Annotated in this window: 11 protein-coding genes; 2 read left to right on the top strand and 9 right to left on the bottom strand. The window is 44.8% G+C overall.

Translation table 11 applies throughout. The features are described 5' to 3' along the window. Window positions 1–164 (top strand): GxxExxY protein (locus tag HQK80_12075; protein MBF0222943.1); only part of this gene is annotated, 164 nt, incomplete at its 5' end. Between the two features lie 142 nt (window positions 165–306). On the opposite strand, the gene HQK80_12070 is transcribed toward HQK80_12075, so the two are convergent. The 8 genes from HQK80_12070 to HQK80_12035 form a co-directional block, all read right to left on the bottom strand. Next, the gene (locus tag HQK80_12070; GenBank protein ID MBF0222942.1) at window positions 307–765 is read right to left on the bottom strand and encodes a DUF1178 family protein; all 459 of its coding nucleotides are present in this window, start codon (window positions 763–765) and stop codon (window positions 307–309) included. A 29-nt stretch (window positions 766–794) separates the two neighbouring features. After that, window positions 795–1871: a DUF3524 domain-containing protein gene (locus HQK80_12065; GenBank protein ID MBF0222941.1), complete on the bottom strand. Its 1077-nt coding sequence runs from the start codon at window positions 1869–1871 to the stop codon at window positions 795–797. Window positions 1872–1879: 8 nt separating this feature from the next. Then, window positions 1880–3061, bottom strand: coding sequence for a pyridoxal phosphate-dependent aminotransferase (locus HQK80_12060; GenBank protein ID MBF0222940.1), 1182 nt, complete (start codon window positions 3059–3061; stop codon window positions 1880–1882). Between the two features lie 50 nt (window positions 3062–3111). Further along, complete coding sequence (locus HQK80_12055; GenBank protein MBF0222939.1) at window positions 3112–3936, bottom strand: TerB family tellurite resistance protein; 825 nt, start codon at window positions 3934–3936, stop codon at window positions 3112–3114. A 107-nt stretch (window positions 3937–4043) separates the two neighbouring features. Beyond that, window positions 4044–5231: a signal recognition particle-docking protein FtsY gene (gene ftsY / locus HQK80_12050; GenBank protein ID MBF0222938.1), complete on the bottom strand. Its 1188-nt coding sequence runs from the start codon at window positions 5229–5231 to the stop codon at window positions 4044–4046. Window positions 5232–5271: 40 nt separating this feature from the next. Further along, the gene (gene ispH / locus HQK80_12045; protein ID MBF0222937.1) at window positions 5272–7005 is read right to left on the bottom strand and encodes a 4-hydroxy-3-methylbut-2-enyl diphosphate reductase; all 1734 of its coding nucleotides are present in this window, start codon (window positions 7003–7005) and stop codon (window positions 5272–5274) included. A gap of 53 nt (window positions 7006–7058) precedes the next feature. Next, the gene (locus HQK80_12040) at window positions 7059–8468 is read right to left on the bottom strand and encodes a mannose-1-phosphate guanylyltransferase/mannose-6-phosphate isomerase (GenBank protein ID MBF0222936.1); all 1410 of its coding nucleotides are present in this window, start codon (window positions 8466–8468) and stop codon (window positions 7059–7061) included. Window positions 8469–8482: 14 nt separating this feature from the next. Beyond that, entirely contained in the window at window positions 8483–9646 is a 1164-nt protein-coding gene (locus HQK80_12035; GenBank protein MBF0222935.1) for a DUF1343 domain-containing protein, read from the bottom strand. 191 nt (window positions 9647–9837) lie between these two features. Here HQK80_12035 and HQK80_12030 point away from each other — a divergent pair, with 191 nt between their 5' ends. Then, window positions 9838–10593 (top strand): AAA family ATPase, encoded by a 756-nt coding sequence (locus HQK80_12030; protein MBF0222934.1) that lies wholly within the window; start codon window positions 9838–9840, stop codon window positions 10591–10593. Between the two features lie 171 nt (window positions 10594–10764). Here HQK80_12030 and HQK80_12025 read toward each other — a convergent pair. Beyond that, window positions 10765–13115 (bottom strand): HAD-IC family P-type ATPase (locus HQK80_12025; protein MBF0222933.1); only part of this gene is annotated, 2351 nt, incomplete at its 5' end.

The raw sequence follows: 13115 nt of genomic DNA, 5'->3' as shown, positions 1-13115 counted from the left end.
TTTGTCATGAATCAATTATTGTGGAACTGAAGGCGCTTACTGCTACAACTGGGGCGCATAAGGCACAGGTTTTGAATTATTTAAAAGCAACAGGGTTGCACCTGGGGTTGCTTGTTAACTTTGGCGGTTATCCAAAGGCAACAGTCGAACGAATAGTGCTTTAAAAGCATTTGTCCACGAAAGGCACGAAAAGCACGAAAAAGGACAACTACTTGTTTTGTTCGTGCTTTTCGTGCCTTTCGTGGTCAGCAATTACAGGAATTACCTATGAGTGTTATGTGGATGTAGAATCACTTAAAAAATTCGTTAGTTTTTCTGGTCAGTATCATCAAGGGGCAATGGGATTTTAATCAATTCAATGCCCTCATCAGCAAGCATTTTCTCCTCCTGAGCTGAGACACACCCACGAATTCTTTTGTGCTCTTCGACGCCGTAGTGCATTTTCAAGGCCTTCTCGGCCAGATTTGAGCCGACATCCTGATAATTTTCTTTCACATACGTACTTACAGTTTCAATAAAGGCCTCAAGCTCTTTTTTGCTTGGAACCGTTTCTGGTACAGCGTCAACAATCTCTGAAGTTTTATTTATAACAGGCGTTATATGTGTCACTGTGGATACCGGAGAGAGTATCTTATGGATATCATTACCGGCACATTCGGGACAGACCAGCAAACCATTTTGACACTGACTGTCGTAGTCCGCCCGCCCACGGAACCAGGCTTCAAACTGATACCCACAGATACAGGTTAAATCATATACAATCATCGTGTCGGACAATCCTTTCTATCATTGATTTAGTTGGTATTCAGCCACTGGCTGTAGTCTGGAAAAAGATTATGCCAGCCGTAGGAATCGGTCAGTTCATGGGCACGTTTCAGATCAATCCGACGATTGATCACAACATCAATCAGTTTATCTTCAAACTCTGAGTCACAATATCGAAATTCGTCGGGAAATAGCTCCTTGTAGGACAATCTATCCGGCAACAAAGGACAACATCCCGCCCGCACCGCTTCAATAACAGATATCCCGTAAAATTCATGGATAGATGTTGAGACAACAATATCAGAGAGGCACAACATATCGATGTACTCTTCTCGAGAATCGATATAACCAAAATGGAGGATTTTATCAGCAAGCTCATGATGGGCCATTTCAAAACTTGGGGGTTTCTGGTTAAAGGATTTACCCATAACAATGAGTCTGAAATCGATACCCTTTGCTTTTAATCCGGTCAGAGTCGTAAAGAACAGTTCCGGGTTTTTATCATGTTCCCAACGATGGTTCCATAGAATTACCGGTACATCATTGTGAGTTCTCGACTTTGAGCGTTTATCAATTTCTTGAAAATCGATACCAGGGTAAAGTATTACCGCCTTTTTTTGAACTGAATCTATCAAGGTATCACATTGCATGTCTGGTGATAGGCGCAAAATATCATGACTGCCGGTTAGAAATGTATCCAAATTATAGTGTGAATTAAAGGCTATTTTGTCTGAAGCCAACGCCGTTGTAAGATTGGTAAGCGAGAAATGGACATCGCGTTCATGGTTAACCTGTACTGGATAGGCAAATTGATTTTCATGAAAATAGGTGTATATCGGCACATCCTTATACTGCAATGGGAGCAGTCCTTTAAAGACGGCAACATCAAGGAATGAAGAGCATAAAATACTATCAACATCTCCTAATGCAATTGAACCATTTGCAATAAGTGATGCAAAATATGGCGCCGCAAGACGCATCCTCCACTTCCATTTACTGGCCGGCAAGGTATAAAAATTGAAATTATGGGAAAAATGTCCCTGTAAGCTCTTCAAAAAAGCCTTATGAGACCCACCATAATACGGCTCAAAAACAGCGATATTCAAAATATTTTCTAAGATGTCGCACTCTTAAAAGCCTTGGCAAAAGCCTCAGCAGACCGTTCTATAACAGAGTCCTCAACGCAAAAAGCCAATCTGAAATAACCGGGCATACCAAACCCAGTCCCAGGCACAGCCAATATCAAGTTATCTTGAAGAATGGCCGTGAATTTCACATCATCGGCAATTGGTGACTTTGGAAAGACGTAGAAAGCACCTTTCGGGGGCACAAAAGTATATCCGGCATCTTTGAGAATAGTACAGAAGACATCTCTTCTTTTAGCATATATACTGCAATCGACACTGACATCCTGCAATTGGGCGACTACCCGTTGCATCAAAGCTGGGGCGTTTACAAAACCTAAAATTCTATTGGCCAGGGTTAACGCTCCGATCAGAGAGTCCTTGTGGGCAATATCCGGGTGAACGGCTATAAAACCGATGCGCTCTCCGGGCAACGACAGATCTTTAGAAAATGATGAAACTATAATACTGTTCGTGTAGTTTTTTAAAATGCTCGGCACCTGATACTCTTCAAAAACAATTTTTCGATACGGCTCGTCGGAAATAAGAAAAATCGTCCCGAATTTCTCACTTGCAGCTTCAAGTATATGTCCAAGTTTATGTATTTTTTCGTTTGAATAGATCTGACCGGTTGGATTATTGGGGCTATTAATAATAATGGCTTTGGTTTTTTCATTAATAGCAGCAACAATCTTATTAAGATCCAGATCAAATTGATCATCGGTGGCAACCACTTTTGAAACACCGCCATGATTATCGACATAGAAATTATATTCGACAAAATAAGGGCTCAAAAGAATAACTTCGTCACCAGGATCAAGAATAGATTTGAGCACTACATTTATAGCTCCGGCAGCACCGCAGGTCATTAACATCTCACCTGCACCAACAGTTACTTGTTGTTCCTCTGAGATTTTAGCGGCCATCTTCTCTCGCACATAAGGATAACCGCCATTGGGCATATATTTGTGTACACCAGGCGAAGTTGATGCCGCCAACTCCTTAAGAACCTGATCAAATTTTGCAGGTGGCGGTAAGTCAGGATTTCCCAGGCTGAAATCAAAAACCTTATCTTCACCGTGAATTGCTTTCATTTTTGTGCCTTCTTCAAACATTTTCCGGATCCAGGAAGAGCGTTCAGCAAAGGCTGTCATTTTTTTTGAAATACCCATAGTATTCTCCAATATATTGATGGTCTACAAAAGTGTAATTACGATATACTTTACAAACGTTGCTTTTTAAGGAACTGATAGGCGGCATTAATCTCTTTCATCTTCTCTTCAGCGACCTGTTTAAATTCATCACCAAGATGATCAACCTTATCGGGATGATAGGTCATACTCAATGTTCGATAGGCCTTCTTAATCTCTTCGGGGCTGGCATTAGCTGACAAACCCAAAACATCGAGACTCTGCTGGACGTCGTTGACTGCCTGTCTTCGGGTGTGCAAGCGACGGTTGCGGATTGTCTGCTGATCATAAGCTGAGATTTCAAGATAATCGGCAATTTTCTGGGCAATTTCAACTTCAGGATCAATAAATTTTTCACCAGAATAGATAACCTGATAAATGAGTTCAATTAAAATCAGTCTTGGCTCATAGGCAAATTTTGATTTGAACTGGGTAATAAGTTCTTCAATTGTTGTCTCGGAATTCTGAGCCTCCTTAACAAGTTCCTTTACCCAGCAAAGCTGATCATAGGTATAGCGAAGATTAACCCGGAAAAAATTGTTAATGGTGTTGAGTTCGTCCTTGGTTATCGTTCCATCAATTTTGGCAATATGCACCAGAATATGAACGAGAAGAAAAACAAAGTCGTTATGAGATTGAGTCTGCGATCGTTCATAGGTGCTTATTTTATGTTTGATAAAATTGGTAAATCCCCAAAACGCCGCAAACCCTAACAGGATAATGAATATTCCGCTTATGAGTAAAAACCCCAGGAAATCGAAGAGTAGAGGCGTTCCTCCTGCTAGAAGTAAAAACAGGGCAATCAGCAGAAAACATCCGCCACAACCAGGCTGTGAATGATATTGATATTGTCTCATCAGAAATAAGGTCCGAAATAGCTATAGTATTAGTGCCTTACAGATTGTTTTCTTGTATTTTTTGCAAGAAAATAATCTGCGAAAGGCACTTATCCCGTTTATCGGGGTTAGTTAAACATGGCCTCAACAAACTCTTCCGGATCAAAATCCCTCAGATCTTCCATTTTTTCTCCTACACCGACAAAACGGATGGGGATTTCGAACTCACGACTAATATTTATAACAATTCCACCCTTAGCAGTGCCATCAAGTTTTGTTAATGCCAGACCTGTAATATCAGCCACATCGTTAAACAGTTTGGTTTGAGAAATTGCATTTTGCCCAGTCGTCGCATCCAAGACGAGCATCACCTCATGGGGTGCGCCTTCACACTTACTACCAATTACACGCTTAATTTTCTTAAGTTCTTCCATCAGATTAACTTTGGTATGTAAACGGCCGGCTGTATCGATAATAATCACATCAAAGTTACGATTTCTGGCATATTCAAGGGCATCAAAGGCCACAGACGATGGATCTGCTCCGGGCAACTGGGCACTGACTTCGACACCAATTCGTTCACCCCATATTTTGATCTGATCAATAGCCGCAGCCCGAAAGGTATCGGCGGCGACCATAAGGACCTTATTACCTGCCTTCTTAAATTTATAAGCCAGCTTGCCAATAGTGGTGGTTTTACCAACTCCATTAACCCCTAGAACAAGAATTACGAATGGACCCTTTTCCGGCATGGTTAATTCAGCAGGTTTATCAACTTGACGCAGATAAGCGAGCATCTCTTTTTTTATAAACTCCTTTAAAGCTTGAGGATCGGACAGCTCATTTCTCTTCATCCTGGCTCTTGCTTCATCAAGAAGGTCTTGAGTCGTACGAACTCCCAGGTCAGAGGTAAATAAAATCTCTTCAAGCTCATCAAGCAGCTCAGCATCAATAACCTTTTTACCTAAGAAGATGGAGTCAACTCGTTTAATAAAAGAGTCACGAGTTTTAGAGAGTCCTTCCCTCAAACGATGAAAGAGCCCCCCTTTCTGGCCTTTAGCAGCACCAGTACCATCATCAGCTCGACCATAATCATCCTTAATCCTGCCCTTTTCATTGTCTCCGGACAATATGGCAGCATCAATGTCGATATCTTCAGCAGCTAAAGCCACTTCATCAACAGACACATCCTCTAACAAAACCTGGGCAGCACCATCAGAAGCTGGACTCGTCTTCTCAACGCTCACTTCAGTTTCATTTTTCGTCGGCGCATCGCTAACAACTTCTTTTTTCTTTTTCTTAAACCAACCAAGCATTACGTATTCTCCATTTTGAATACCAACAATCAGGTACTCATCACCACAGTTCACCCACCACTACACAGGCAGAAAAAAAGACAATTGTTGTTTCCAATCCAAACTCCAGCCGCACACCAGGACTCAATCTGCCAGATTCAAACATATAAATAAACGATGCTAAATAGACAATACCAACAAGGGCCAGTATTCCGTAGGGCATCATCATAACCCCTAACAACGAAGAGGCAAGTACATAGACAAAAAGAATACCGACCAGCCAGTTGAGCAACTTCAAGGTCTTATCGGCTCCAATAAGCACTGGCAAGGTCTCTTTACCTACAATTCTGTCCCCTTGCACGTCGAACACATCAAAAAGTGCATTCCGAACAAACACAAACACCAGAACAAAGGCAAAAACCATTAAATGGGCTGCCGAGAGATCAATGGAGGCGTTAAGCACAGGCAATAACGAAACAGTCATAGCCCAGGCAAGAGCGACAAAAAATGTTTTTGAACCAGGGATCTCCTTTAACCTCGAAACTTTAATTTTGGCAGCTAAAAAACCGGGGATAAAGTGAATCCGATAGAGCACACCAAAAACGCTCATACAGAACAAGAGAGCAAAAGGTAGAAAACCATACTTTGCGGTAAGCCCAAGAGATAGAAATAAAAAACCACCAGATGAAATCAATAGCAGTTTTTTAAAGCGTCCGCTGAATCGTATAAAACTTGGATCGTTGAAAACTTTTGCCTTATGGTCGGTAATCCTGTTTATATTGTGCATGGAAAACAGATAGAAAAAAGCGATTATCGAGTTTTCAATTTTTGGTTCAATCCCTTGCAGCAAGCTGCAGGCATACGTTAAGGCCGACCCAGCCAGAGAGACATACAGATTCGTCACCATCAACAAACGAATTACCCTGAAAAAAGCTGGTCTGGTTTTGCCGTCGCTACGACCAGGTATAGCCTCCAGGGCACGAACCACTCTATTAATCATCCAGGTTGGCGTTGAGGCACCGGCTGTAATACCAACTTGATCGTATTTACCAAGGGCAGCAGCATCAAGATCATCTTCCGATTCAACCAGGAAAACTTCCTTACCCAAACCCTTGGCAATTTCCCCTAAACGCGTAGTGTTTGCACTATTTTTGCCGCCGACAACTACCAGCGCCTCAACCTCCAGACAGAGTTTGCGGACCTCATCCTGCCGCAAGTGGGTAGAGTCACAGATTGTATTAAAAACCTGCCCGCCAGGAAAACGTTTTACGATTGCCTGGGTTATTACCTCAAAGGATTGATTATCCTGAGTCGTCTGGCTCACTACAATATACGGGGAATCAAGCTCCAGTGCTTGGGCCTCAGCCTCGGAACTGACCACGATGCAGTCATCACCGGCATAACCCATCAGCCCTTCGACCTCAGCGTGGTTTTTATCACCAATTATTATCGTCCGTTTGCCCTGTTTTCTATGTTTGTTAATTATGGCCTGAACTCGCAAGACGCGGGGACAGGTGGCGTCTTTGACTGTAAGGCCAGACTTAAGCAGACTCTCTTTAGCAGATGGCGGCACACCATGGGCACGAATAATAACAGTGCCTGTGGCCTTTTCAGGAACTGAATCAAGTACGCCGACCCCTTTGGATTTAAGAACTTCCATAACCTGAGGATTATGGATGAGAGGGCCGAAGGTAGAGATATTTTGATCATCGGTATTAACCAGATCAAGAGTCAAATCTACAGCCCTTCTGACCCCCATACAAAAACCGGCTTTTTTAGCAATAAGGACTTTCATGGCGTAACAATTAGAAATAGTGGTTGCAGGTCAAAATAGATCAGATAGAGATCTTAACTTTTTCGCCCAAAATCATCATCAAAGCGGACAATATCATCCTCACCGAGATAACTGCCATTTTGGACTTCAATAAGTTCAAGTGGTATCACACCTGGATTTTCGAGACGGTGCCTCTCTCCGCAAGGGATATAGGTTGACTCGTTTTCTCGAACCAGAAAGACCTTATCGCCACAGGTCACCTTGGCTGTCCCCTTCACGACAACCCAATGTTCGGAACGATGATGATGCATCTGCAAAGAGAGTTTAACAGTGGGCAACACTGTAATACGCTTGATCTTAAAGTTTTCCTGCTCCTCAAGAATAGTGTAACTTCCCCAGGGCCGATATACAGTTCGATGCAGCTGATACTCTTCACGATTATCATCTTGGAGCCGCTTAACAATTTTCTTAACATCCTGGGCACGATTCATCGGGGCAATCAAAACCGCATCGGCAGTTTCAACTACCATCGTATCCTTTAGGCCAACTGCCGCAACTAATCCATACTCAGAACGGACTAAACAATTGGTCACGTCTTCGACAACGACATCACCACTCAGGACATTGCCATTTTGATCTTTGTCTGATACTTCCCATAAGGCCTGCCAGGAGCCGATATCGCTCCAACCTAAATCAGCCGGCACTACAGAAACTGTGTCAGATTTCTCCATCACGGCATAATCAATCGAGTCACTCGGGCAACTCTTCATACTTGCAGTATCTAGCCTGAAAAACTGCCCGTCATCTGTGCCATTTTGTACCGCCGCAGTCATTGCCGAAGCGATATCCTTACTATACATCTCAAACTGTTCTAAAAGTGTTGTTGCCCCAAAGGCAAACATTCCTGAGTTCCAGAAATAATTACCAGACTCCAGGTAGGATTTGGCCGTTTGCAGATCGGGCTTTTCGACAAATGATTCAACTGAACTCCCCTCACCTTTCTTGATATAGCCGTAGCCGGTTTCAGGTGATGTCGGTTTTATACCGAAGGTAACAAGACGCCCTTTTAAAGCGAGTTCAAAGGCCTCTTGAACGGCACTGTTAAAGGAAACGACATCGGCAATCAGATGATCGGCCGGCAAAAACAGTAGTACCAGCTCTTCATCGTTTTTTGATTGGCAAAACTTTGCAGCTGCATAGACGGCCGGGGCAGTATTTCGGCCAACCGGTTCAAGTAGAATGGCTACATCACCACCAACACCCAGTTCATCAATCTGTGTCTTGGCAATAAATCGATGCTCCTCTCCAACAACAAGAATAGGTAGATTGGCATTATCAAGCGCCATGCAACGAGTAAATGTTGCTTGAAGCAAGGTTTCATTACCAATTAGTTTGAGTAGCTGTTTGGGATAGAGGTCTCGTGATAGCGGCCAAAGCCTTGAACCGGTTCCACCTGCCAGAATAACGGGTTGTATGCGTGCCATGTGTATATCCTTAATTATTTGTAGAGAAAATAGTTTGGTCGCAATTCAATAAATTCGTCAAGCCGAGGTTGCCACAAACGTTCAAGTTCAACAATCTCTGCACCCTGCTGTATCTGCCTAAACAGCTTAGTATCACCTAAAATAAGATCTAAGGGAAGTCGCTCGAATTCGTACTCATAGGGCGGTTCTTTGAGGGCAAAATCGCCACAGCATTCACTAAGAGCTTTCAGCAATGCCAATGAGACGCGATACGGTTTAAATATGGATGCATCGGTCACATGCAGATGAAATCCTTTACACACCTGGCCCGCCCACTTATTAGAAGTAGGTTCAAAGCAAACCGGGCGCAGAACGCATCCCTTCAGCGACTCAGCATCAAGCCCCTTTAGAACGTTATTATGGTCGAGAGATGGTGAACCGAACAGTTCAAAAGGCAGCGTTGTGCCACGGCCTTCAGATATATTGGTTCCCTCCCAGAGTACCTGGCCGGGATATACCAGGGCCGACAGGAAGGTTGGCAGATATGGTGATGGGTAGACCCATGGCAACCCTGTCTGAGGATAGTACATATCTCGTTGCCAGCCGCGCATTGGCAAAACCTGCAAGTCGGCTTTTTGCGATAATTGATCATTTATAAACAAAGCCAACTCACCAAAGGTAAAACCATGCCGCATCGGCAATGCGTAGAGCCCTACAAAAGAGCGGCAGTCATCAGCAAGAATATTTCCTTCAACCTGAGATCCTCCAACAGGATTTGGTCGATCCAATACAATAACTTTTTTGTTATATTTTGCAGCCGCCTCAAGACAATATGCCAATGTTGACATAAAGGTATAAACACGAGTGCCAACGTCAAGAAGATCGACCAGCAACACATCAAAATGATCATACATCTCCTTTGTAGGAACACGGGTATCACCATAAAGACTGAAAACGGGTATCCCCATTCCATCCTTGTCATGATCTGACTCGATCATATTATCTTGCTTTTCAGAGAAAAAGCCATGCTGCGGAGAAATAAGACAGGTTAGACTGCCCGGCATAAGCGCCTGTATGCGATCACGACTGTGCTGATATTTACCGTTAACCGAGGACTGATTACAAAGTAAGGCAAGCCTTTCACCAACAACATCTGCCGGTGGATCAGCAATAAACTGGTCAATTCCCAAAGAGATCATGTTCAACTCGATATTTTATTTATCATCAGGATGGCGAAGCAGCGTTACGACCTGTTATCATAACAATTTGCGATGCTTATTAACAGTGTACAATACTGTGAAACGGATAAAAAATATTTCAGAGCAGCAGTTTTAAGGTATATTCAACTTAATTTCACCAATTAATTACTTAGGAGCCATCCAGAAAAATTATGAAAATTGCAATCAGTGGCAAAGGCGGCGTCGGCAAAACAACCATAATGGCATTAATTGCCAAACATGCCAAAAAACATTTCAATGAGGTTCTGGTTATTGATGCCGATTCAAGCCCACACATGGCTCAAACCCTGGGAGTAGAAAATCCGGAATCAATAAGTTCTATCTCTGAGATGAAGGATCTTCTTGTTGAACGATCTGGAAAAGTTGAAGGCTCACCTTTTTACAACATCAATCCGAAAATTGATGATCTTCCAGAACGTTTTATGTTGGAAAAAGACGGCATCAAGCTCATGATCCTAGGTGCCATTCAAACCGGTGATAAAGGCTGTGCTTGCGCCGAAAACACAGTATTGAAACGACTTTTAACAAAGCTGCTTTTGCAGACAGATCAAGCAATCCTTCTTGATATGGAAGCAGGCGTCGAACATCTTGGCCGTGGAACAATTGCCAGCGTTGACCACCTGCTTATCGTGGTAACCCCCTCACAATCGAGTATCAGAACTGCCCACAAAATCAAAAAATTAGCCGACGATGTCGGCATTACAAATGTTTCGTATGTGGGAAACTGCGTAAAAGACTCTCAAGATCAGGAGTTTATTGAACAACAACTTGGCGAGTCATTAATCGCCTCTTTTGAAGATTCTAGAGAGATACGACTTTCAGAACGAAACGGCACACCAATCACTGATCTGGCAGAACATTTCAGTAAAACACTCGAAGATCTTTTTCGGTCCCTGAACAACAAATAAATTGGATTGGATAGGCACTGGGATGGTTATGGTCTCATCTTCCACGTGCTTCTGGTATATGCGGTGGTTGCCAGTTTGTCTGGCAAATGCAAAGCTTTCGGCGCGTTTTTGAGTGGTGCAGATGGGGTAATAAGGTAATTTTTCTTGCCTGGCCCACCGCTGAAAAAGCGATTACTTATCATCTGTTATTTTCACATAGAGCCATTTTTCCGTCTCAACTATCAGATATGCCAGCAACCCTGCAACCACAATCCGAGCCCAGGCTCCAAGGTCAATGGGAGCGCTCTGAAACAAACGATTCATCACCGGCATATAGGTATAGGCAATCTGGATAAGCAGCATTACTGCCACGCCGCCGAACACCCACATATTGGTAAAAAAACCGAGTTGAAACACCGACTTTGTCAGTGACCGGCAGTTGAAGAGATAAAAAAGTTCCACGACCACAAAAACATTCACTGCCACGGTGCGTGCCTGTTCGATAGTGGCCCCTCTTTGCAGCTCCCATTGAAAAAGGGCAAAGGAGGCGACCAGCAGCAGGCCGCCCACCAAGAGAATGCGGCCGATGAGGTTTTTAGTCAGAATCGGCGTATTCGGGTTCCGTGGCAGCCTGGTCATGATTCCAGGCTCTTTGGGCTCGAAGGCCAGCATCAGACCAAGGAATCCAGCCGTGGTCATGTTGATCCAGAGAATCTGCACAGGCAGAATGGGCAAGGTGACGCCAAGAAAAATGGCGGCCATAATGACCAGCCCTTCACCCAGATTTGTTGGCAGGGTCCAGACAATGAACTTGGTCAGGTTGTCGAACACGCCCCGACCTTCTTCAACCGCAGCTTCAATAGAACTGAAGTTGTCGTCGGTCAGCACCATATCGGCGGCCTCCTTGGACACCTCGGTGCCGGTTATTCCCATGGCCACGCCGATATCCGCCTGCTTCAGAGCCGGAGCGTCATTAACACCGTCGCCAGTCATGGCCACCACATGGCCTCGGGACTGCAGGGCCGCCACCAGACGCAGTTTCTGCTCGGGTGCCACCCGGGCAAAAACAGCTATTTTCTCCGCCTGCTCGATCAGCTCCCGATCAGAAAGAGAGGCTAAATCTCTGCCGGTAAGGACCCGCAGACTGCCGCCATTGTCTGTCGTCATACCATTTAATCCGATCTGCATGGCGATGGCTGTAGCGGTGACAGCATGATCCCCGGTGATCATCTTGACGCTGATTCCAGCCTTCTGGCAAACCTTAACCGCTTGTATTGCCTCGGCCCGCGGCGGATCAATCATTGCCACGAGTCCAATAAAAACAAAGTCGGATCGAACATCATCATGAGTTATGCCATCAACAGCAGTTCGTTCCTTTTTTGCAAAAGCGAGCACCCTGAGCCCTCTTTTCGCCATATGCTCAACCTGATGAGTAATTTTATCAGCATCCAAGTCTGAGACCGAGTTACTGGCATCAAGCTGGGAGCCGCATCGGGCAAGAATGGCCTCTACCGAACCTTTAACATAGATCAGTTGTTTGCTGCCGTCTTCGCTCTTATGCAGCGTTGCCATGTATTGATGCTCCGATTCAAATGGCAAGACATCCAGACGGGGAAAACGGTTTTGCTGTTCGGCAAGGTCAATACCTCCTTTGATAGCGGGGACAAACAGCGCTCCTTCAGTGGGGTCACCCTGCACCCGCCAGTCCTTATCTTCATTTAAAAGCTGGCTGTCATTACAAAGAATTCCGGCACGCAGGCATTCGATAAGGGCGGGAGAGTTTCCTGGATCAAAACTGTTGCCTTGCTGAAGAATCTTACCAGCAAACGGATTATAACCGGCCCCGGTGACCTCATATTCAACCCCACCAACCATAATTTTCTGGACGGTCATCTGGTTTTCTGTCAGTGTGCCGGTCTTATCCGAACAGATCACCGTAGTGGAACCCAAGGTCTCCACCGCTGGTAGCTTACGGATAATTGCCTTTTGTTTGGCCATGCGTGAGACGCCTATGGCAAGTGTTATGGTAACCGCCGCCGGCAGACCTTCTGGAATGGCGCCAACCGCAAGGGCCACCGCAGCCATGAACATGTCGAAAAGAGACTGACCCCGGAAGAGCCCCACGGCAACGGTCAGCCCTGCCAAGGCAAGAATGGCGTACAGCAGAATATGGCTGAAATGGGCAATTTTGCGGGTAAGAGGGGTTGCCAGTTCATCGGCTGATGAGATAAGTTCCGAGATTCGACCCACCTCTGTTTGATCTCCAATGCCAGTGACAATCCCTTTCCCTTGTCCATAGGTCACAAGGGAGGAGGCATAGACCATATTCAGCCGATCAGCCAGCAGCGTGTCATGCTGCAGTTTTCCTTCTTTTTTCTCCACAGGCAGGGACTCGCCAGTCAGGGCAGACTCGTCGATTCGCAGATCCCTGACCGAGAGAAGTCGCATATCCGCCGGCACCTTGTCGCCGCTGGCCAGCAAAACAATGTCCCCCGGCACCAGTTCCGTTGCCGGAATGGTTATTTTCTCACCATGGCGCAGGA

The sequence above is a fragment of the Desulfobulbaceae bacterium genome (assembly GCA_015231515.1).
In the GTDB taxonomy this organism is placed as follows: Bacteria; Desulfobacterota; Desulfobulbia; order Desulfobulbales; family VMSU01; genus JADGBM01.
This window is presented reverse-complemented; position numbering and strand designations above follow the sequence as displayed.